Annotated in this window: 18 protein-coding genes; 11 read left to right on the top strand and 7 right to left on the bottom strand. The window is 37.3% G+C overall.

The window, feature by feature from the left end; all coding sequences use genetic code 11:
* Nucleotides 1-84 precede the first annotated feature (84 nt).
* A complete protein-coding gene (locus tag ACODR7_RS02220; RefSeq protein WP_488836928.1) occupies nt 85-1,449 on the bottom strand; it encodes a hypothetical protein in 1,365 nt (454 codons plus the stop codon).
* Nucleotides 1,450-1,855: 406 nt separating this feature from the next.
* On the opposite strand from ACODR7_RS02220, the gene ACODR7_RS02215 reads away from it, so the two are divergent.
* Complete coding sequence (locus tag ACODR7_RS02215; RefSeq protein WP_488836926.1) at nt 1,856-2,326, top strand: hypothetical protein; 471 nt, start codon at nt 1,856-1,858, stop codon at nt 2,324-2,326.
* A 153-nt stretch (nt 2,327-2,479) separates the two neighbouring features.
* On the opposite strand, the gene ACODR7_RS02210 is transcribed toward ACODR7_RS02215, so the two are convergent.
* The 4 genes from ACODR7_RS02210 to ACODR7_RS02195 form a co-directional block, all read right to left on the bottom strand.
* Nucleotides 2,480-4,150 carry a lamin tail domain-containing protein gene (locus ACODR7_RS02210; RefSeq protein ID WP_488836924.1) on the bottom strand — a complete coding sequence of 557 codons (1,671 nt, stop codon included), beginning with the start codon at nt 4,148-4,150 and terminating at the stop codon, nt 2,480-2,482.
* Between the two features lie 369 nt (nt 4,151-4,519).
* On the bottom strand, nt 4,520-4,981 hold the full coding sequence (locus ACODR7_RS02205) for a MaoC family dehydratase (protein ID WP_488836923.1): 462 nt from the start codon (nt 4,979-4,981) through the stop codon (nt 4,520-4,522).
* Nucleotides 4,982-5,325: 344 nt separating this feature from the next.
* Nucleotides 5,326-5,520: a cold-shock protein gene (locus ACODR7_RS02200; protein ID WP_076595634.1), complete on the bottom strand. Its 195-nt coding sequence runs from the start codon at nt 5,518-5,520 to the stop codon at nt 5,326-5,328.
* A 55-nt stretch (nt 5,521-5,575) separates the two neighbouring features.
* A complete protein-coding gene (locus tag ACODR7_RS02195; protein WP_488836922.1) occupies nt 5,576-6,292 on the bottom strand; it encodes a DEAD/DEAH box helicase in 717 nt (238 codons plus the stop codon).
* A 445-nt stretch (nt 6,293-6,737) separates the two neighbouring features.
* On the opposite strand from ACODR7_RS02195, the gene ACODR7_RS02190 reads away from it, so the two are divergent.
* The 4 genes from ACODR7_RS02190 to ACODR7_RS02175 all read left to right on the top strand — a co-directional run bounded on the left by ACODR7_RS02190 (nt 6,738) and on the right by ACODR7_RS02175 (nt 10,378).
* A complete protein-coding gene (locus ACODR7_RS02190; protein WP_488836920.1) occupies nt 6,738-7,685 on the top strand; it encodes a beta-1,6-N-acetylglucosaminyltransferase in 948 nt (315 codons plus the stop codon).
* A 110-nt stretch (nt 7,686-7,795) separates the two neighbouring features.
* The gene (locus ACODR7_RS02185; RefSeq protein WP_488836918.1) at nt 7,796-9,007 is read left to right on the top strand and encodes a winged helix-turn-helix domain-containing protein; all 1,212 of its coding nucleotides are present in this window, start codon (nt 7,796-7,798) and stop codon (nt 9,005-9,007) included.
* Nucleotides 9,008-9,345: 338 nt separating this feature from the next.
* Nucleotides 9,346-9,510 (top strand): hypothetical protein, encoded by a 165-nt coding sequence (locus ACODR7_RS02180; protein ID WP_488836917.1) that lies wholly within the window; start codon nt 9,346-9,348, stop codon nt 9,508-9,510.
* Entirely contained in the window at nt 9,476-10,378 is a 903-nt protein-coding gene (locus tag ACODR7_RS02175) for a hypothetical protein (RefSeq protein ID WP_488836915.1), read from the top strand. The genes ACODR7_RS02180 and ACODR7_RS02175 overlap by 35 nt, the downstream gene beginning before the upstream one ends.
* A 104-nt stretch (nt 10,379-10,482) precedes the next feature.
* On the opposite strand, the gene ACODR7_RS02170 is transcribed toward ACODR7_RS02175, so the two are convergent.
* A complete protein-coding gene (locus ACODR7_RS02170; protein ID WP_488836913.1) occupies nt 10,483-11,532 on the bottom strand; it encodes a helix-turn-helix domain-containing protein in 1,050 nt (349 codons plus the stop codon).
* 274 nt (nt 11,533-11,806) lie between these two features.
* Here ACODR7_RS02170 and ACODR7_RS02165 point away from each other — a divergent pair, with 274 nt between their 5' ends.
* Nucleotides 11,807-12,637 (top strand): hypothetical protein, encoded by an 831-nt coding sequence (locus tag ACODR7_RS02165; RefSeq protein ID WP_488836911.1) that lies wholly within the window; start codon nt 11,807-11,809, stop codon nt 12,635-12,637.
* A 249-nt stretch (nt 12,638-12,886) separates the two neighbouring features.
* Here ACODR7_RS02165 and ACODR7_RS02160 read toward each other — a convergent pair whose 3' ends face one another.
* On the bottom strand, nt 12,887-14,395 hold the full coding sequence (locus ACODR7_RS02160; RefSeq protein WP_488836909.1) for an amidohydrolase family protein: 1,509 nt from the start codon (nt 14,393-14,395) through the stop codon (nt 12,887-12,889).
* 320 nt (nt 14,396-14,715) lie between these two features.
* On the opposite strand from ACODR7_RS02160, the gene ACODR7_RS02155 reads away from it, so the two are divergent.
* The 5 genes from ACODR7_RS02155 (at nt 14,716) to ACODR7_RS02135 (ending at nt 21,748) form a co-directional block, all read left to right on the top strand.
* Nucleotides 14,716-15,141: a hypothetical protein gene (locus tag ACODR7_RS02155; protein ID WP_488836908.1), complete on the top strand. Its 426-nt coding sequence runs from the start codon at nt 14,716-14,718 to the stop codon at nt 15,139-15,141.
* A gap of 105 nt (nt 15,142-15,246) precedes the next feature.
* On the top strand, nt 15,247-16,332 hold the full coding sequence (locus ACODR7_RS02150) for an efflux RND transporter periplasmic adaptor subunit (protein WP_488836907.1): 1,086 nt from the start codon (nt 15,247-15,249) through the stop codon (nt 16,330-16,332).
* 15 nt (nt 16,333-16,347) lie between these two features.
* Nucleotides 16,348-19,509, top strand: a complete 3,162-nt coding sequence (locus ACODR7_RS02145; protein ID WP_488836905.1) for an efflux RND transporter permease subunit — start codon at nt 16,348-16,350, stop codon at nt 19,507-19,509.
* Complete coding sequence (locus ACODR7_RS02140; protein ID WP_488836903.1) at nt 19,502-20,971, top strand: TolC family protein; 1,470 nt, start codon at nt 19,502-19,504, stop codon at nt 20,969-20,971. The genes ACODR7_RS02145 and ACODR7_RS02140 overlap by 8 nt, the downstream gene beginning before the upstream one ends.
* A gap of 624 nt (nt 20,972-21,595) precedes the next feature.
* Nucleotides 21,596-21,748, top strand: coding sequence for a hypothetical protein (locus tag ACODR7_RS02135; protein WP_488836901.1), 153 nt, complete (start codon nt 21,596-21,598; stop codon nt 21,746-21,748).
* Nucleotides 21,749-21,768: the final 20 nt, after the last annotated feature.

Here is a 21,768-nt window from a genome sequence, read left to right as displayed (position 1 = left end):
AAACATAAGTCTCTTTGTCTGAAACACCTACCGGGTAGGCAAAAACAGTTCTTTGTCTTTTTATATAAAAATGATACTAACATATTATAAAGGTGTGTAAACAACAGACATAGTAGCTTCCAACTGTCTGTATGTACCTCCTTTATCACATTGGCTGTATGCATGAAATTCTTCTCCTGCATTTAATATAAAAACAGCAGTAATATTGGTATATCCATTTCCCATATAATTAGATCCATAATGCTGGGTAAGTTTGTTTGCTGTAGTACTAACCCCTACTGTTACTCCTCTGTAGTGGTTTTGTGCTAATGTCCCGTCAGGAACCTGGTCAAAGTGGGCTGTGATATTTATGGTGTATAATCCTGTCTTGACTGCCTTAAACGTGCCGTTATCAACTCTTGTCAGATAGGTATTATCAGAAAGACGGGTATTTTCAAACCACATGATAGCCCAGGAGCTATCTCCTGGTTTAGCAGAAGGGCCTGTTCTTGTAGCAACCAAAACGCTTGCCGGTGCTTTGATGTCTACTTTTTTAGCAACTCCGTTAGCATCCAATGCCATTAACATGTCCGTGCTGTTCATGGTGGATGCCGGAACATCTCTGAATCTTACATTTCCGTCTACATCCAGCTTTTGCGTGGGAGACATTGCATAATTTGTATCAGAACGCCCTATTCCCATATTCCCGTTCTCATTAATTACGACAGCGGGCCGGTCACTGGTAGAAAATGTAAGAGCTGAAGAATTGCTTGTCCCGTTTCCCCAGTAATTAGCTTTTATCCCTGCTAATGGAAAATTAGCTCCTGCAATCTTTCCATTAAAGGATAATTTTCCAAGCTCTGTTCCGGAAGATAAATTAGTGCTTCCTGTTCTTTCCAGATTAATCAATGGAGAACTATTGGTTGCTTGAACCTTCAGCTGATTACTGTTAGTGTTGTCGTTTTCTTTTATATGCAGGGCTGTATCAGGTAATTCAGTTCCTATTCCCACTCTTCCGTTGTCTTTAATAACGAAATCGGTGTTGGAAGATCTGGCTGCTCCGGTAGAAGTTGCTCCTAATTTTACCATTGTATTGGACGGATCATCAATGAAAGCATCTGTTGTAGGATCCCCAACGGTGACAACTCCCGAGTTCAGTTTTTGCCAGCGGTTCAGGTTGCTGTCAAAATAAAAATATCCGGTGCTGGTTACCTCTGTTGTCTGGCCGTCGGGAGCTGTATCAGCAGCTGTTACATACACCATTGCCCCTTGCTGTTTTTGGGTATATGTCTTTGCTCTGAGTTGTGCTCCCGTAATTCTGGGAGCAATAATACCATCGAATACATTAGTAGAGGTAGGCTTACCTACTACATCCAGGCTGGCCTGAGGATTTGGTGTATTAACACCTACTTGTGAGAACACCTGAAGGCTGATGATAAAGCCTCCAAGTAATAGAAATTTTTCTTTCATTATTTGATCATTTTGTTTTTATAAATGTAAGGAGATAAGAAATACACCAACAATATACACATACATCAAAAATGCATTTTTAACAAACTATCCATACATCAACAAGACATTTACCTACTACATATATCATACATGAGAGATATATTAAAAATATATTTTCCTCTTGCTCTCAATATAAATCTGAAAAAAAAATCTTTGTCAAAGCTTTAACCCCCGACGAGGATAACATATACATTCCTTTATCCAAAAGCTATATTGTACTTGTAAAAACAGGACACTGTTTTTTACTTTTGCCGTACTCATATTTTGAGACTTTTTACATCAGGAACAAAGGAGAATTTTCAAAAAAAACATCATCTTTCAAAAGAAAGTCCCAAATATTCCGTTTAATTCTTAAATTTGGCTTATGCGAAAGAATTTTTATTTCATCATTATATTATGTATGCTTACCAGCTGCTATACCTATCAGGTAAAAAAGCCAGTAGATCTGGCCGCCAACAATAATCAGAATCCTAAAAAGAATACCGCTGTAGCTAATAATACTTCCCAGCAAATGATGGATACCAACACTTCAGCTCCAAGTCTGAATGCACAGCCCGCCCCTGCTCCTGTCAATGTTCAGGAAAAATTGGCTGCCGGTAAAAATGTCAGAATTGAAGTAGACAACAAAAGTTATAAAGTAATTGTTGACCGTTGGGAAGGAGACAGCCTGGTAGCACATCCTGTTCGCAATGCCAAAAAAAGTCTGAAGTTCCATAAGAACCAGATCAATAGCGAGAGAATTGCAGAAAAACGCTTTTCACAGCCTATTGCTGATATTCTTACTGTTACAGCTTATGCTGCCATTGGAGTCGGAATCTATCTCCTGGTCAAATAGTTTTTTAAAATGTCCTATTCTTCAAAGTTTCCCTGGCTGGAACCAGCAAAAATTCTGAAAATTGACAGAATAAGAAGATCTTGAAATAAAATCTAACAAAATAGACTGCCTTGTTCAGACAGTCTATTTTTTACTACTTATTTTTTTGTTGGTTTATGGCCAGATCACCCCGGATTGTTTAGGGCTTGTCCATGGTTTTCCTGCAGCACTTGTTCCCGGATGGGCGGCAAGACATTCACTTACCCATGTGGCACCCACGGCGTGAGATTTTACTTTTTTTACGGAACAATAAGTAGTTCCGAAGTTATCTTTATACAGTTGATAGTTAGGATAAGCTCCTTTACCGACTAGTTCTTCATCACTAATAAGTACAACGTCATCATTCACTTCTGCCGGATAATCCACAACCGCACCCAGAACCCATGCTATGGAATCTCTGTTGTTACCAGCCACAAGACTTGGCGGAGGACTGAGTGTAATTTTGATTGATGATTTTGAATGATCTACAGAGAAGGAAGAAGAATAAGTAGATTCTTTAACACTTGCCAGCGGAATTCCCAAGAAAGAAAGCGTAGCCGAAGAAGACTGTTCAAAGGTTTTCTGAATACTTTTATAATCTTCACCCGTTACCGTGATCTCTACAGTAGGATAATTGGAAATTGCTACTCCGTTCAGTAATCCGAAAGGTCCTTCTGGTCCGAATTTCATCCCCGGATCCGGAGAAAACTTATATCCTGAGATATGCTTTTCTTCCTCTTTGTCTCTGCTGTTGGTCTGTGCTTTACGGATTGGGTCAAACCATGCCCAGTACATATTGCTGGCAATATTAAAGTCTTTTGGTCCAAAGTTCACAAGAGTAACCCCTGTAAACATCATTGATATTTTGATAGAGTTTTTGCTTATCGCAATATCTTCACTGAAATAATTGGCATTCCCTCCAATTCCCAGGGTAAAGAAATCAAAGATAGGAATAGAAAAACCCGTTTTCCCTTCTACGGAAACCCGGAAACGGCTTTCGGATTCACGGCTTACCTCCATGTCGATCTGAGCGGTCTGAGAAGTATTTTTAAGGCCGTTTAAAATTTCGTTGAGCGGGGTGGTCACCTCAAAAGCGGGTAAAACACTGTCGTCATTCAGGAGCAGCCCGCCGTTTTCTTTTTTAGGATTCTGTACATTCTTCAATGCTTTGGACAGATAACCATTATTCATTGTCACATTATTCTGTAAGGATATTGTGGCGCCCAACGCATCCAGATAATTGGCTAAGACAGGGAGAATAGGTTTACCGCTTGCCGGTGTCTTATTCAGTAACGCATCAAGGTTATCACTCTTCTGAATCTGGTACAAAGTAGTGGAAGGATTCGCCCATTCTGTAGCAATTTTATCCATAATGATATCAATAGGCTGCATGGTATCCGTAGCAGGAGGAAGCGTATTATAAGCTGCTACCCAGGCATTGAGTAAAGCCATTTGCTGATCTGTAGCTCTTGTATGAGCATCATTCAGTACAGCCGTATCTTCTACAGATAAGGAATAATTGACTTTTGAGAAAGCATCAATAAAGTAATTGGTAAACACCTGATCAAGCTGTACCGGGTCAGTATTGGCTCTAAGATTGGAAGAGATCCAGTCGTAAGTTTTTTTATTAAACTTCAGGTTAGACGGATCCTGCCAGTAATAAGGGAAATTTCCTTTTCCATTAATAGTGATTGCAGACAGGTCTGTACTTAAAACACTGGAAAGAATATCATTGGCTCTGTCTTTCAGTTCTGTAATAATTTGTGATGCTTCCACAAAGGGAGCAACATTTTCTGGATTTTTCATGATTAAAATATTTGATATGGTTCCTACTCTTTTCCTGGCTTTTCGGATGCTGCCGTTGTTCATGGTTTTGAAGCTTCTTTTGAACATACCAAAGTAACGGCGAAAAAAGAGTGAATTTTAAGGTATAAATTTCCGATTTTGAAGCCCAGTATTTGTACTTGAGTTTATAGGCATTTGTACGTGTAAAGAACCATACATAATATTAACCATAAAAATCGGGGAAATCTGTGTCATCTGCTGGAAAAGAAAACCACAAAACCACAATCGTTTTTTACAAACAGGTCATATAAACTGAAAGCATCATTATATTCAATGATGCTTTTTGTTTTAAGATGTTAAATATCAATAATTTGCCCAATAAAAAGCAAATCAATCTTTAAAGTGATAAAGGAAAATCACATCCCCTGTATAGGCGGGTTTTACATGGTCTTTAATTAGGAGTTTGGCCTCCACGACTGCTTTTACAGTACCTCTAAGATCAGTCACGGATTTTACGGTTGCCTGCAGTTTTACATCACTATTTACCGGAACTGCTTCTCCAAACTTAAGGTTTTCTATTCCGTAATTGATTTCCATTTTTACATTTCTCACATCTGCAATCTGTTTCCAGAGATAAGGAATCAAAGACACTGTTAAGTACCCATGGGCAATGGTTGAGTAAAAAGGACCTTCTCTCTCTGCTTTTTCCTGATCCGTATGTATCCATTGATGATCATGGGTTGCATCTGCAAATCTATTGATCTGATCCTGACTTATTGTATGCCAGGAAGAATCTCCCAACACCTGTCCTTCAAGAGACTTATACTCATTAAAATTATTAATAATAATCATATCCTTTTCTACACCCTTTTTAAGGATTAAAATATGCTCAGCTCAATCATCACTATAGTAAGTGGATATCAAGTCTGCATATTTATTTTCCGGGTATCCGTCTTAGTCTGTCAATATTCAGACCAATTGCCGCCTTAATCTATTAAATTCCTGAAAAACCTCTTACTTAAAAGTAAGAGGCTTATGAACATAATGAAAATAAAATAATCTACATTACATCAATGTTCTTTCAAACAAAATATCCAGATACTGAAGTTTCATGGATTTTGAATGGAAAAATATAAAAATATGAGACTAATATGACAATGAATGCTATTATAACATATTCGCAATTGAGGTTTTTATTATGTCAACTTTACGTTAACAGCATTTAACCCTTTATCGCTTTTTTGTACATCAAAAATTACTTTATCATTTTCACGGATCAATCTTGTGTTTAATCCTGAAGAATGTACAAATATATCTTTACTTCCGTCTGTTGGAGTAATAAAACCGAAGCCCTTTGCTTCATTGAAAAATTTTACGGTGCCTTCTTGCATTGTAATTATTATTAAAAAATTGTTTATTATGATCTGTAAACGCTACAGATTTTATTTATGATATTCCGGCAGGCATTGTGCTTCCCACCAGCGGTTGAATATTTTTAAGGTCCGGACGCTTCATCGTCTGCTGTATTGAAGAAGCCGGATTTGCAATAATCTCTACAGGATTATTCAGGATTGTTTTGGCAAAATATTTTAAACTTCCCGGCATTGTAGCAGAAAAAATCAGATTTTGTCTTCTATGAGAAACCAGATTCAATATTTTTTTTATATGATTAATGAATCCCATATCAAGCATTTTATCTGCATCATCTAAAACAAATAACTCAATTTTAGAAAGATCAATATGTCTCTGATTTTCTACATCAAGCAGTCCTCCAGGTGTTGCCACAAGAACATCTACTCTTTTTCTCAGTGCTGCAAGCTGGCTTCCAATGGAAACCCCTTCATAAATGGAAAGCTGGGATAATGGTAAATACTTGCTGTAGATTTTAAAATTCTCTTCTATCTGTATTGCCAGTTCCTGAGTTGGGGTAAGTATTAAAGTCCGTATTTCTTTATGATCCGGAGTTTGTCTTTTCAGCAGCTGTAAAATGGGCATAGCAAAGGCAGCTGTTTTCCCGGCACCTGTTTGTGCAGACGCTGCAATATCTCTTCCTGCTAAAATATGCGGAATTGCAGAATACTGTATCTCAGTAGGTCTGGAATATCCGGCTTCTGTTACTGCACGGATAATAGGATTAATTAAATTTAAATTTTTAAAATTCATTATAAATTCCGGTTTTTTCCCGGTATTTTACAAACAAATCTGTTGATCAGAATTTGAATTGGTCTATTATAATGATAAACAAAAGAGTATTCTTTTCTGCTCATCTTTTTCTTGCCTCAGCTACAATAATATTCTTAAATATATTACTGATACCCGGCAATAACGCATCGCTCTTATCTACAATAGAACTTTACAATCTCGTATTCTCTTTATGAAAACAAAGACTATAAATTGGTAGCTGAAAAAGCAAAACTGAAAGAAAAAAGTGATTTTAAACTATGACAGAATAGCAAAGGCAGTGACCTGTTTTATAAATGTTCTGCAAACCTACGATAAAAAAACCGAATACTACTTTATTTAATTAACTGATTATCAAAAATTTATTCGTACCTTCCGAAAATTAACCGAATTATTTGCTGACGCGGATGATTTTAAACTCCGGAACATGCAAGCTTCATCCGCCATACCCAGCCCTTCTCCCAGAACATTAGAATCACATACAGACCCTCATGTAAGAATTGCTTATTTCATCATGATACATCACAGACCTGAAATATTTAAAAAGATGTTTCAGAAGATCTATACAAGGGATCAGTTTTATCTTATCCATATTGATAAAAAAGCGAAACAAGATTTCATTGAAGAAATACAGCTTTTTATCGTTCATTTTCCCAATGTCTATATTCTGGACAGTATGAATATAGTTTCGGGAGGCTTCAACATCGTTCAGGCAGAATTGAACGCTATGGAATTCCTCCTCAATGTTAGCAAAGAATGGGATTTTTTTATTAATCTGAGCGGTGAAGACTATCCGCTGAAGTCACAAAATATTATACGTAAATTTCTTACCACCAATAAAGGCAGGAATTATCTTTTTTATTATGATCAGAAGTTTTACAGACCTGATACCCTGCAAAGAATACAAAATCACTTTACAGAATTGGCTTATGTAATCTCATCTCTCATCTACAAAAGATCTTTTATGAAAAATGTAATCCCTTATATAGGAGGCAAATGGTTCATTTTCACAAGAGAAACATGCTTATTTTTAACCAACAACAAAACGGTAATGGATTTTGAAGACTATTATCTTCATACTTTTTTACCTGCAGAATCATTTTTTCAGACGGTTCTTATGAATACATCATTCAGTGATATTATTATCAATGATGATAAAAGAGCGGTACTTGAGACCTCTCTCTTTCAAAATACACAGAATACATTCAACTACATTCAGTCTTTGAAATCCGGGAATCAGCTTTTCATCAGAAAGGTCAATAAAAAAACAGATGAAAGTATCACAAAATATATTGAAGACAGCTATCTCACTCCCCTTCCCTATGTGAATGAAATCGAAAGAGAACTGAAAAGAGATAGCCGTCAAAACAACTGATTTTTTGAACAGCTTACCCAAGATACTTAAAACAGATACTCTTCAATGCTTTTCTGCTAAATCATTATATTTGAAGAAACATCATCAAACCTGTTTTCTTCAAATTAAAAATGGAAAAGAAGCTGACACCGGAACACTTAAAGCTTGCCACATTAGACAGCCAGGGATTAACACAAAATACCCCTTTCGGAAGCGGAAAAAATGCGGTTCTTACTGCTTTGGAGCATCTGGGATATATACAAATTGATACTTTATCTATGGTAGAGCGTGCCCATCATCATACGCTATGGGTGAGAATCCCTGATTTTCAGACAGATTATCTGGAAGAACTGGTAGAGGAACGTAAAGTATTTGAATATTGGTTTCATGCTGCTTCCTATCTTCCCATACAAGATTTCCGGTATGTTTTACCCCAAATGCTGACAATTAAAAGAGGTGAATCCCGTTACTACAATGCTGACCCCAAAGTGATGGAATATGTGACAGATACCATCCGTAATGAAGGGCCTAAAAGAGCAAGAGATTTTGAAAATGAAAGCCATAAAGCAGGAAGCTGGTGGAATTGGAAACCTGCCAAACTAGCTCTTGAAAGACTTTTTATGCAGGGAGATCTGATGATCAGCGGACGCTCCGGAATGCAGAAAACTTATGATCTCGCTGAGAAGGTTCTGCCATCTTTCATTAACACTACAGAACCTACTCCACTTGAGTTTGCAGAATATCTGGTAAAAACCAATCTGAGAGCGTATGGATTTACGACATTAAAGCAGATTACCCATCTCAGGAAGGGAAATGATTTAAAGAATAACGTTAATAAGGTTTTACAAACAATGCTTGAAGAAGGATTGATATCTCAGGTCAAAATAGAAGGATTGTCTTCCGCCTTTGTTCGGAACGATGTTCTTGACAAGACATTTGATCTTAAAGATTCCAATATCCGGCTGCTCTCTCCTTTTGACAACGCTATCATCCATCGGGATAGAATCAGACAGATTTTTGATTTTGATTTCCGGCTGGAATGCTATACTCCAAAAGAAAAAAGGCAGTACGGCTATTTCTGCCTGCCTATCCTGTTTGGAGATCAGTTTATAGGAAGGGTGGACTGTAAAGCTCACAGAAAAGAAAAAAAGCTGGAGCTTATTCATTTACATATTGAAAACCATACTCTAGACGTAGAGTTATGGCTGAAACCTTTCATAGAAACAGTAAAACGTTTTGCCATTTTCAATAACTGTGAATCTTTGATTCTGACAAAAGTAAGTCCGTCAAAGTTGAGTACCCCTGTAAAAAAAGAATTGTCAGGATTAAAGTTCAAAAAGTAGGTAAGATTTCTTAAAAGACAAATCACATTAATCACTTCAATAAGGCGACCTGTTACCTGTTGTATGGTCAAAATAATCCGCAACTGAAAAAAGCAGCTACGGATTTCTTTTTTTACCCTATCAATTAATTGAAAAACAGGACATCCACTCTTAGTCGTAAATAAAGCGCTGCTTCAGCAAACAGAACACTAGCAACTGATAATCAGGATTGTAAAAAGTAAAATTACTATTATTCACTGCATTTATAAATCCACTTATATATATTTTTTTTAATAACAAATTATATTTCAATTTGCATTTAGAAAGTATTTATAGTAACCCTTTAAAATAATTCTAAAATGAAAAAAAAATTAACTGCGCTGAATATATTATTTTGCAGCATGCTTTTATCCCAGGTAGGTATTAATACAAACACTCCTAAATCTACTCTAGATGTGGTAGGAAAACCTTCAGACCCTTCCATATTTGATGGAATTATTGCTCCAAGAATTAACAGGGGTTGATCTTAAAACAAAAACATACACTGCACAACAAACCGGAGCGCTGGTATACGTTACAGCTGCTGACTCTTCTCCTTCCGGACAAACAGTGGATGTTGTTTCTTTGGGATATTATTATTTTAATGGTGATGCTACTATCAATAAATGGATCAAAATCGCAGCCGGCCCATTCGATCAGACCAATGATGAATGGAACAATGTTCCTTCAGGCAGTAAAATTGAAATAGGGAAACTTTCAGACGGCACAACATCCAGACCTGCAGGCACTGAATTTATAGTGGCAGATAATGGGAGAATCAGTATCGGCTCCGCTGACAACAGTGCAATGGTTACCATCAATACATTGAATACCAATTCTATTCTTAAACTGACCGGGCTGAGCAATAGCAACACCAAAACAGCTTCATCCATCAATTACAATAGAACGTTCCCTTTGCATGCTGATAATAATGGAAACATCTTTTCCAAATATAGTATAACGTCAGGCAGCACTACTGCGCTCACTTTTGACGGTAATTATGTAAGTACTCCCACTGCTCAGACTTTAGTAGCGACTAACCAGGGATCAATTGTAAAATTCACAGTTCATTCAGGATTTGCATTTGGTGTTCCAGGCTCTGGAGCTATAGTTTATGGTGAAGTTGTATGGTCTACTACTAATAAATTCCAATGCAGATATTATGGATCTGCACCAGGAACAGGAGCTAACAACCTTACAGTAAGCGGTGAAGGAACAGATATTCTTACTTTTGATTTTGATCTTGGTGTAGACTTTATTCTTGAAAAAACAGCTGCAGGTATTACCTACAGAAATACAAGTTCATCCAGCAGTATAGGCTTCAGTATTTACGACAGCTTCAGATCAAGATAGAATAGCCTATAAAATCTTTTTGAATGTCATTAAAATCGTCAATAAAACAGGGCTTAAATTAAATAATTTAAGCCCTGTTTTATTGATATATAAATCTGAGAATATTATTCCGCAGAACTGCCTACAGCTTTCATTTCTTCTATCAGATCAGGCACCTCTTTTTTAGGTACGGAATTGATGAATTCTGAGGGAGTCATATTTTCAAACTGTTTAAACGTTTTATTAAAGGTAGACTGATGTCTGAAACCAGCTGAAGTATAAATATACATCAGGGTGTACCGGTTATAATTATTATCTTTTTTCAATTCTTCTTTAACATAATTGATCCTGTAGCTATTTACAAAAGTTTTAAAATTCATTCCCGTATTGATATTGATAGCTCTGGAGATATAGGTTGTATTCGTATTAAGGCTCTCTGCAAGGTCCTGAGCCAAAAAATCAGGATCTTTCCACGGCTCGCTTTTAAAATGATCAATAATCTGCTCATACAGTTCTGTATAAGTTTCATTTATAGCAGCTGCATAATCTTCCTCATCTAAAGTAGTATCATTTTTATGCTTAATACTACTATTCCTCAAATAAATTTTAACCTTTTCATTTGAAATCAGAATATTATAATAGAGAAGAAATAATCCTATAATAAAAAAGGTAGAAATAATTTTTATTGTCCCTACATAAGCACTATAATGAACCTGCAGAACATCAGGGTAATAATGATCCGGCAGTGAGATGATAATCAAAAAGGACAACATTATAGTAACCGTCCAGTATATAACTGTCTTGAAACTATAAAAATTATAGATTCCAAAAGGAATTAAAAGAATGAACACAGAAATCTCAGGAGTATTTTTCCAGAAAGCAAAAAGTAAAATGCTTAAAATGGCGATATCCACAATAATATAATAGGTGATCAGGTGTCTGAGAATAAAATAATCCAGTTTATAAACCACCACAGTGACCAATATAAGAAAAAGAGTAAAGCCGAACATCACCATCGCAATATTGGTATTTCCTTCAAAATAGAAGAAAGTTTCATGAATGAGTAATACGCTTACTAATATTAAATTGTAATGAAGAAGATATCTTTTGAAAAGATTATTCAGGGAAGACATATTGTGATCTTCATTTTCTTTGGTACCATTCAATTTCATCATGACTATAACGCTTATGTTTTATACTAAATTAGTCATTTTTTAACCCATCATAAATTATTCATAGAATATTTTCATAAATCAACTTAATCAAGTTACTAATATACAGAATCTTACTCTAATTCAAACACCTTTATAAACATTGTAAATTTATCATATTCAGTTTATTATTCACTCTATCTTTGCACAGATAATAAGTTTGAGAAAACAATTCTCCGGCATCCATACTAACCATTATCGTTAAACACAAAAAAATCAAAAAATCAAAAAATCAAAAATGAAAAAAAAGATTTTACTGCCGATGGCACTGTTATTAACATGTACAGTTTTATTTGCACAGGTAGGTATTAACACAACTACTCCATTGGGAGCATTCCATGTTGATGCAGCAAAAGATAACCCCACATCAGGTAGTCTGACATCTACACAACAAGCCAATGATTTTGTTGTGACCGCCAACGGATCTGTAGGAATAGGGACTATTTCACCTGATTCTTCTGCAAAGCTTGATGTAAGCACATCTAGCCAGGGATTTCTTCCTCCAAGAGTAGATCTTACCTCCTATACAATGGATCTGGACGGCATAAGCGGCCAGGCAACAGGTCTTCTTGTCTACAATATAGGGACCAATCTCTCGCCCGGATATTATTACTGGGACGGAACGGGATGGAGAAGGTTCAGTCTGGGAGCGGGAATCACTCAAAATATTACCTTTGTTACCGGAAGCAGGACCCCTGCCAATCCGTATATTGTACAGGATAGTGATTATTATGTTTTTATAAGACTGTCCGGTACCATCTCAGGGCCTACCAATTCCGGATCTGCTCCGGATTTTATCAATACGAATTATAATATTCAGTTACCGAATCCTGCACTTTTTCCCGGGCGTGAACTTTATCTGATTAATGATTCCGATGGTGTAAACGGAATAGCCGCAGGAGTGCATGCATATACCAATTATCCTATTTACGGAACATATATTAACGGGATAAGTACTAACTATACAACAGGTAACGGAGGCGATTACAGAATACTTGAGAACTATCCTAAAGTAAAAATAGTAAGTGACGGCGTTAGGTGGATCGCTGTACAGGTTACTATCGTATAATACTTTATGCATATTATCAGATCAAAATAAAGTCTGTCCAATAAGCTTTTGTTCCTATTTTTATTACTATAAGATATCTTACAGAAGTAGTCTTGTATACCACACAGCTTCAAAAACACAAATATCTAAATATAGTCCGGGATAATATTGATCCCGGACTGATTTTATGCAAAGTTAAGACCGGATTCAACTGTCAGGACTCTTCTGAATGTCTTTGAAAACCGGATACTGCTTTTACCAAAATGACAATTAATTTAATTGCAGATTTGCTTTCTGAACAAAGTCATTCCATTGCAGATTCAGGTAATCAACGGCTTTCTTTTTCTCATTATCATTCAAAGAAGAATAAGTAATGGAATTGAAGACCAGCTTCTTAAGGGCTTTCACATCCAGTTCCCAATAGACCTGTGTCACCCAAAAATCATAGCTCAGGCCGGTATATCCATACACTGATGGATCATCACTATTGATGGAACATTGTACACCATTGCTCAATAAGACTCTTGCCGGATGATTTCTCAGATCACTTACATATCCTAAGATCTGATTACTGAGTGGACTTACTTCCACCAGTTTATTTTGCTTTCTGACCTGTTCCATTGTTTTTGGGAAGTAAATCAGATTCAGTCCATGGCCAATTCTTTTATTGTTCAGCAGTACTACATCCAGAATATTTTTATTCAGAATAGAATTGCTTTCGCCGGCATGAAGGAAAAGAGGCAGTTCCACTTTGTACTTTTTGCTAAGTCCGCTCATTTTGGCCCAGCTTTTCTCAAAAAAACTGATATTATGCCCAGCCGCTTCATCTGCCACAAGATCAAAGCCTGAGATCATACCCGGAAATTCTTTCTTCATTTCGAATGCCGTTTCCAGCTGTTTTTCAATACTTTCATTATCTAAGAATTTAAAGCTTGAATAGATCAGTTTCAGAGTAAACCGGGGATCTGATTGGTGTATTTCTTTAAGAATGTCCTGCAGATCTGTGATGGAAGTTTTCAAAGGATACTTTCCATGCTGAAAATCATAAAGCTCATCAAAAATATATCTGATTTCTACATGCTGTACTTTATCTTTTACTAAATCCTGAAATCCTTTCAGATAATATTCTTTAAAGAAAGGACGGTAGGGAAGCAGTAAACTGATACGCTTAAAACGTTTTTCAAATTCAATCCAATAATCTGTATAAGAGCAAAGGTTATTACGTTTCAGCGTAAGAAGATCCTGCAGTTCTTTTTCAAAATCAGGGTTTGAAGTGAGTTTTTTATCAAGGTTTACAAATCCGTCCGGAATTTTTCCTTTTTCAAAAAATCCCAGCTGTCCGGAAATAAACTGATCATTATCTTTCTGATCATAAACATAGCATTCCTGGTATTTTCTGGCTGTTGAAATAATCCATTTCACATCTGTAATTCCACCGCTGTGGGTATGGAGCAGACCTCCTTTCGGCATTGTCTGAAGGATTTCAAACAGCTTGCTGCTTTCTATTAATGGTTTTAACTCATTAAAAGAGCTGTTATATAAAGATATTTTCTTTGCTTCGGAATCACTCAGAAGCTGTTTACGAAGCTGAAAGAGTTTTTTATCCAAAGCGATTTCCGCATCAGACAATTTTATATCAGCATCAAACGCCATTGCTGCATTTTCTGTCTCTGACAGCGTCAGGCTTTGTTGATAAGCAGATTTTTCAGTCACTTTACTTTGTCCCCAGAATAAGGATGCTCCAAAAAGTGATATATAAATAAGGTATTTTTTCATCATAATAAATATTGGAGGAGTTTTTTGTACTATCGGTTATGCTTTAACCTTTAAAAGTAGCTTTTTACAGCAAAAATTGTGCAAAATAAAGCTAATTCAAAAAAAGATTAATTTTTATATTGAAAAACTTTACAATATTCACTTTCCTTGTCTGTTACGGATCTATCTTCCTAGCCAAAAAGGAAAATCGGAGAAACAGATCTATTTTTTAGTAAACAAACTACTTTTAACACTTTTTTAATCTTCAACGGTTGCACTTATTTTGAAGTTTAGCTACCTTTGTCTCTAAGATGCGGAAAAAAAATTATCAATATTTATACAGTATGTTATTTGCATTACTTACCATTTTAGGTTGGTACTATGTGCAAATCAAGCAGTATATTTCAACGGATCTTTCTTCTGATATTCATTTTACCACTGATCTTCTTATTCATAAGAAAAAGAGCTTCAAAGAATCTTTTGCATTTCTTAAAAATAATGAGGACAATGAGACTTACAATGTCAGCCATCCGCCATACAACAAAATCATAGCTAATCTTTCTGAAAACGACAATGAAAATGACGACAATGTAGAAACATCTGATTCTACCAAACTTCTTGCCCTTTTTAAAGATGGTTTATGGCATCTTATTTCAGGCTTTGTCACTACATTTCACAACAGACAAATTGCTGTTTCACTTGCTCAATCAGAACATTTAAAAACCTTAGACGATGATCTGTACATCCAGTACAGGGTCATCCGACTGTGATTTTATACTAATTTTTTCGAAAATCTTATCTGCTTTCATACACTGCTATGAGAGTCGGTAGCTCTATTTTTTCAATTATAAATTATTATAAAAACAATATTTATCATGGTCAAGAAAAGTCTCATGTATATCAACTTGTGCCTTATTCTCCTGTTTGTAGGCTGTCAATCTGAAAAAAAGGAAAAAACAGAAACAGCTTCATTCAACGTTACAAGCCCTCTTATAAAAGATACATTGGTGAACAAAGATTATGTTGCGCAAATCCGTTCTATTAATCATATTGAGCTTCGTGCTCAGGAAAAAGGATACATCCAGTCTATTTATGCAGATGAAGGGCAGTTTGTACAAAAAGGACAGCTGCTGTTCAAAATCATGCCTAATCTTTACGAATCTGATGTAAACCGCGCCAAAGCGGAAACCCAATACGCAGAAATTGAATATCAGAATACCAAAAACCTTTCTGACAAAAATATCGTTGCTCCTCAGGAAATGGCTATGGCCAAAGCAAGATATGAAAAAGCCCAGGCCGAGCTTTCTTCAATGAATACCCATTTGAGATTCACAGAAATCCGTGCTCCGTTTGCCGGAATTGTAGGAAAATTACATGTGCGTAAAGGAAGCCTTGTAGATGAAGGTGAATTGGTAACTGAACTTTCAGACAACAGCAAAATGTGGGTATACTTCAATGTTCCTGAAGCTGAATATCTTAATCAGATGGATGCGAAAAAAGATAATAATCCATTGCATGTACGTTTAAGAATGGCCAATGGCAAAGAGTTTACCCAAGATGGTATCGTACAAACCATAGAGTCTGATTTTGACAATGAAACAGGAAATATCGCTTACAGGGCTACTTTCCCGAATCCAAAAGGACTGTTAAGATATGGAGAAACCGGAAACATTGTTATTACTTCCCCTTATGTTAATGCGATGATGATTCCACAGAAAGCTACTTTCGAAGAGCTGGAAAAGAAATATGTCTATGTGATTGGTAAAGACGGCAAAGTACATGCAAGAGAAATAAAAGTAGCTGCCGAATTACCGCATATTTATGTAGTTTCTTCAGGACTTGGCAAGGATGACAGAATCCTGCTTGAGGGTCTTAGAATGGTTCAGGAAAACCAGAAGATCAGCTCAAAGTACCAAAAACCTGAAAAAGTAATGTCGAATCTGGATCTGTACGCCGAGTAACCCAAAAGCAGCATTATGTTTAAAAAAGTAATACACCGACCGGTTTTCGCGATTGTGATATCGGTTGTGATCCTGTTTATGGGAGGGATTGCTATGAAGCAGCTTCCTACTGAACAGTTTCCAAAAATTGCCCCTACCACCGTAGCTGTTTCTATTGCTTATCCGGGAGCGAGTGCAGATGTATTGGTAAAATCATCTTTGATTACAATTGAAAATGCCATCAATGGAGTTCAGGGAATGCGTTATATCACCACCGATGCCACCAGTGCCGGAGAAGCGACTGTAAATGTTGTCTTTGATCCGGGAACCGATCCCAATGAGGCCGTAGTTCTGGTAAAAACGAGAGTAGATCAGGTAATGCCTCTACTTCCGGAGCTTGTACAGAAAGAAGGAGTAGTCGTAAACCCGATTCAGCCAAGTATGCTGATGTACGTGAATCTCTACAGTACGAATAAAAGTATGGATGAAAAATTCCTGTACAACTACTCTATGGTGAATATCATCCCGGAAATCAACCGTATCCACGGGATTGCAAAGTCTCAGATTCTGGGTAGCCGCAGATATGCCATGCGTATCTGGCTGAATCCTGACCGTATGCGTGCTTATGACATCTCTGTAGATGAGGTAATGAAAGCGATTGGCGAACAAAGTATCATCGGACGCCCGGGAAGAATCGGGCAAAGTTCCGGGATTGCAGCCCAGTCTCTGGAATATGTATTGACTTATAAAGGACAATACAACAAACCGGAAGAGTATGAAAATATCATTGTCCGTTCCAATGCTGAAGGAGAAAATGTGAAGCTGAAAGATATTGCCAAAGTAGAGCTTGGAAGTGAATTCTTTGATATTTATTCCAATCTTGACGGACATCCTTCCGCTTCTATCGTTTTAAAACAAAACTACGGAAGTAATGCCAATGATGTAATCAGGGATGTGAAAGCAAAACTGGCAGAAATGAAAGGAAACTTCCCTCCGGGTGTTGATTACAAAATCAGTTATGACGTTTCACAATTCCTGGATGCTTCTATTGAGCAGGTAATGCATACCCTGAGAGATGCATTTATCCTTGTAGCCATCGTGGTTTTCATTTTCCTTGGAGACTGGCGTTCTACTTTGATTCCTATTATTGCCGTACCGGTTTCTTTGATCGGAACTTTCTTTGTGATCCAATTCTTTGGGTTAACCATCAATTTGGTTACTCTTTTCGCATTGGTATTGGCAATCGGTATTGTGGTTGATAACGCGATTGTAGTAATAGAAGCAGTTCACGCCAAAATGGAAGACAGTAATATCTCGCCTTATAAAGCCGTAAAAGAAGTGATGGGTGAAATTGCAGGTGCTATTATTGCGATTACAGCCGTGATGGTTGCGGTATTTATTCCTATTTCATTTATGACGGGTCCGGTGGGAACTTTCTACCGTCAGTTTTCGATTACTATGGCGAGTTCTATTGTGATTTCAGCGGTAGTAGCGCTTACTCTGACTCCGGTTTTGGCAGCAATGTTATTGAAAAACCATCATGGAAAGCCTAAAAAAGTAAATATTTTCACCAAAGCGTTAGATTCTTTTAACGCAACATTTGATAAAGTAACAGGAAAATACGCTTCATTCCTCAGAAAAATCGTAAGTCGAAAGGTGGTAACATGGGGAATTCTGATTGCTTTCTGTGCCGGAATTGTGATGATCAATAAAGTACTTCCGGGCGGATTTATCCCGAATGAAGACCAGGGAACCATCTATGCCATTATCCAGACCCCTCCGGGTTCTACACTGGAGCAAACCAATAAAGTTTCCAGAACATTGCAGAAAATCTGCATGGGTGTAGATGGTGTGGAATCTGTATCATCCCTGGCAGGATATGAAATTATGACAGAAGGACGTGGATCGAATGCGGGAACCTGTCTGATTAACCTTAAAAGCTGGAACGACCGTGATCATTCTGTAAAGGAAATAATGGAAGAGCTGGAAGAAAAATCTAAAGATCTTGGAGCTACCATTGAGTTCTTTGAGCCACCTGCTGTTCCGGGATTCGGGTCTTCGGGAGGTTTCTCCATGAGACTTCTTGACCTTAACAGAACGACCGATTATCAGGAATTTGATAAAGCCAATAAAGATTTCATCGCACAGCTTAAAAAGCGTAAGGAACTTTCAGGAGTATTCACCTTCTTTGCAGCCAATTATCCTCAGTATGAACTGGTATTTGATAATAATGCAGCGATGCAGAAAGGAGTTTCTATCGGAAAAGCGATGGACAATCTCAACATTCTGATCGGTAGTACCTATGAACAGGGCTTTATCCGTTTCGGACAGTTCTTTAAAGTATATGTACAGTCGTCTCCGGAATTCAGAAGACTTCCTACGGATATTATGAATCTGTATGTAAAAAATGACCGTGATGAAATGGTTCCTTATTCGGCATTTATGACGATGAAAAAGACTCAGGGACCAAACGAGATTACCCGTTACAATATGTACAATTCAGCTGCCATCCGCGGTCTTCCGGCTGCAGGGTATACTACTGCTGATGCTATTCAGGCTATCAATGAAACAGCGGCTAAAACACTTCCTCACGGATACAAAGTGGCATGGGAAGGATTGTCTTATGACGAGGCACAGCGTGGTAATGAAGCCATCTATGTATTCCTTGTTGTTCTGGTATTTGTGTATCTGGTTCTGGCCGCTCAGTATGAAAGTTTTCTTATTCCGTTTGCAGTGCTTTGCTCTTTACCAGTGGGAGTATTCGGATCTTTCTTATTATTAAAAGCGATGGGACTGGAAAATGATATCTATGCACAGGTTGGATTGATCATGATTATCGGATTACTGGGTAAAAACGCAGTACTTATTGTAGAATTTGCCGTGAAAAGACGCCAGGCAGGAGATTCTATCTTGGAAGCTGCTGTAGAAGGCTCAAAAGCCCGTTTCAGACCGATCCTGATGACTTCTTTTGCCTTTATTGCAGGATTGGTTCCGCTTGTTTTTGCAAGAGGTGCCGGAGCTATCGGAAACCATACCATTGGAGCATCCTCACTGGGAGGTATGCTGATAGGAACGCTATTCGGAGTGATTGTAATTCCAGGGCTTTACTACATATTTGCCAAGTGGTCTGACGGTAAAAAAATGATTAAAGACGAAGATGAATCTCCATTAAGCGAAGACATGATCCATTATGAATAAAAGAAAAATATATCAATATGCAGGTCTGGCAGTCGTCTTATTAAGTCTTACTGCCTGTAAACCTATAGAAATCGTACAGCGTGCTGAAAATAAAACTGTCCCTGAAAAATACGGCTCAGCAGAGAATGACACCATCAATACCGGAAAAATGAAGTGGAATGAATATTTCAGTGATCCTCATCTTCAGGAGCTGATTAGTCAGGCTCTTCAGAATAACCAGGAACTGAATATTGTCCTTCAGGAAATTGAAATATCTAAAAACGAAATCAAAGCCAAAAAAGGGGAATATCTTCCTTCTGTAGGTTTAAAAGCCGGAGCTGGTGTAGACAAAGTAAGCCGATACACCAATATCGGGGCTATGGAAGCTAATACTGAAATAGAACCCGGCAGAGAAATGCCGGAACCTTTGTTTGACTTTGGTGTAGGTGCTCAGGCACAGTGGGAAACCGATATCTGGGGAAAACTTCATAATGCCACAAGAGCACAGGTACAAAGGTATCTTGCGAGCATTGAAGGAAAGAATTTTATGACGACTCATCTTATTTCTGAGATTGCCGATTCTTATTATGAGCTGCTGGCGCTGGATAATGAGCTGGTTATTTTGAATCAGAATATCAAAATTCAGAATGATGCTTTGGAGATTATCAAAGAACTAAAAAAGAATGCGCGATCCAATGAACTGGCAGTACAGAGATTTGAAGCTCAGGTTCTGAAAACCCAGGGCATGCAGTATGATATCCGGCAGAAGATAGTTGAAACGGAGAACAAGATCAACTATCTGGTGGGAAGATTTCCTCAACCCGTGGAAAGAAGTCAGGATTCTTTTGATTCTGTTGTTCCGCAAGCTGTGTATGGAGGAATCCCTTCCGAACTATTGGAAAACCGTCCGGATATCAAACAGGCTGAATATGAACTGGCGGCTGCCAAGCTTGACATTAAGGCAGCCAAAGCAAGGTTCTACCCTTCTCTTGATCTTTCTGCAGGAGTCGGGTTACAGGCTTTTAATCCGCTGTACATCATTAAACCTCAGTCGTTTCTGTTTTCTCTTGCGGGAGAACTTACCGCTCCTCTGATCAACCGAAGAGCGATTAAAGCGGCTTATAATAATGCCAATGCCAAACAGATTCAGGCAGTGTATCATTATGAGCAGACTGTTTTGGGAGCTTATATTGAGGTAGCCAATCAGTTGTCTAAAATTCATAATCTGGAGAGCAGCGTGAATATCAAAACGAAGGAAGTGAATGCTTTAACAAAGTCTATAGATATTTCCAACGACCTGTTCAAATATGCCCGTGCTGATTATATGGAAGTCTTGCTGACTCAGCGGGATGCACTGGAGTCCAAATTTGAGCTGGTAGAAAAGAAAGTGAACCAACTTAAAGCGAGTGTTGCTGTTTACAGAGCGCTTGGTGGTGGTTGGGATCAGACTCCGTTGACCGTTCCGGATATTAAGAAAGAATAAATCCATATTTTAATCTTGTTTTCATAAGAAGTCTACCGAAAGGTAGGCTTCTTTTTTTAGGTTTTGGCTGAAGCCTGATGAATTTTTTAATCTTCGTTAAACGGGCTAAAGCCCGTACCTATTGAATATTTTCATTTTTCCCACAGATTACACAGATCAACACAGATGTTTGAGTCTATTTCTTTCATTCATAATTCATAATTCATAATTCATAATTCATAATTTATAATTCTATTCTAGCCCTGATAGCAGCGGTTACCCCGCAGCAAAAAGTGGATTCAGCCAGGGGCGAGGAGTATGAGCGGATAGCAGGATGAAGCTCCTGATCCTCATTCTCATGAAAATACAGCTATAAAATAAACAAAAGTCTACAAAATCAATAGACTTAATGCTATTAATTTTAATTCATATTCAAAAATGTTACTTTTTTATCTTTTTTCAACATTTCACATAACAAAATAAAACACTGATTGTCAATTAAATAAATTCAAATTTTTCATTTTTTTTAAATTAACCTACTAAATTAGTAGACTAATATGATTTATCTCATACTCTCCTTTTATAGGGGTTTGTCAATTATTAAATAATTTTGACCCAGTTAAAAAAATCATAAACTTTATTCTCATGAATAAGAATACCTTTAATTCTTACCTATGCACCATTACGGCGGCAGCTCCTGCACAGCAAAATTGTTGTGGAATGTCTGCCCTTTCACAGCACAACTGTATTTCTCAAAACATGTGCTTTGATATGATGTGCATGATGATGATGTGCTAACTTTTTAAGAGATACATTCA

It is taken from the genome of Chryseobacterium sp. FG46, assembly GCF_057809135.1.
Note: the sequence above shows the minus strand (reverse complement) of the source record. Positions and strands in the feature narration are given on the sequence as shown.

Excerpts from the sequence above, each read along its gene's own strand:
- ACODR7_RS02220 (WP_488836928.1), bottom strand. The coding sequence starts at position 1,449 with ATGAAAGAAAAATTTCTATTACTTGGAGGCTTTATCATCAGCCTTCAG.
- ACODR7_RS02215 (WP_488836926.1), top strand. The coding sequence starts at position 1,856 with ATGCGAAAGAATTTTTATTTCATCATTATATTATGTATGCTTACCAGC.
- ACODR7_RS02210 (WP_488836924.1), bottom strand. The coding sequence starts at position 4,150 with ATGAAAAATCCAGAAAATGTTGCTCCCTTTGTGGAAGCATCACAAATT.
- ACODR7_RS02205 (WP_488836923.1), bottom strand. The coding sequence starts at position 4,981 with ATGATTATTATTAATAATTTTAATGAGTATAAGTCTCTTGAAGGACAG.
- ACODR7_RS02200 (WP_076595634.1), bottom strand. The coding sequence starts at position 5,520 with ATGCAAGAAGGCACCGTAAAATTTTTCAATGAAGCAAAGGGCTTCGGT.
- ACODR7_RS02195 (WP_488836922.1), bottom strand. The coding sequence starts at position 6,292 with ATGAATTTTAAAAATTTAAATTTAATTAATCCTATTATCCGTGCAGTA.
- ACODR7_RS02190 (WP_488836920.1), top strand. The coding sequence starts at position 6,738 with ATGCAAGCTTCATCCGCCATACCCAGCCCTTCTCCCAGAACATTAGAA.
- ACODR7_RS02185 (WP_488836918.1), top strand. The coding sequence starts at position 7,796 with ATGGAAAAGAAGCTGACACCGGAACACTTAAAGCTTGCCACATTAGAC.
- ACODR7_RS02180 (WP_488836917.1), top strand. The coding sequence starts at position 9,346 with ATGAAAAAAAAATTAACTGCGCTGAATATATTATTTTGCAGCATGCTT.
- ACODR7_RS02175 (WP_488836915.1), top strand. The coding sequence starts at position 9,476 with ATGGAATTATTGCTCCAAGAATTAACAGGGGTTGATCTTAAAACAAAA.
- ACODR7_RS02170 (WP_488836913.1), bottom strand. The coding sequence starts at position 11,532 with ATGATGAAATTGAATGGTACCAAAGAAAATGAAGATCACAATATGTCT.
- ACODR7_RS02165 (WP_488836911.1), top strand. The coding sequence starts at position 11,807 with ATGAAAAAAAAGATTTTACTGCCGATGGCACTGTTATTAACATGTACA.
- ACODR7_RS02160 (WP_488836909.1), bottom strand. The coding sequence starts at position 14,395 with ATGATGAAAAAATACCTTATTTATATATCACTTTTTGGAGCATCCTTA.
- ACODR7_RS02155 (WP_488836908.1), top strand. The coding sequence starts at position 14,716 with ATGTTATTTGCATTACTTACCATTTTAGGTTGGTACTATGTGCAAATC.
- ACODR7_RS02150 (WP_488836907.1), top strand. The coding sequence starts at position 15,247 with ATGGTCAAGAAAAGTCTCATGTATATCAACTTGTGCCTTATTCTCCTG.
- ACODR7_RS02145 (WP_488836905.1), top strand. The coding sequence starts at position 16,348 with ATGTTTAAAAAAGTAATACACCGACCGGTTTTCGCGATTGTGATATCG.
- ACODR7_RS02140 (WP_488836903.1), top strand. The coding sequence starts at position 19,502 with ATGAATAAAAGAAAAATATATCAATATGCAGGTCTGGCAGTCGTCTTA.
- ACODR7_RS02135 (WP_488836901.1), top strand. The coding sequence starts at position 21,596 with ATGAATAAGAATACCTTTAATTCTTACCTATGCACCATTACGGCGGCA.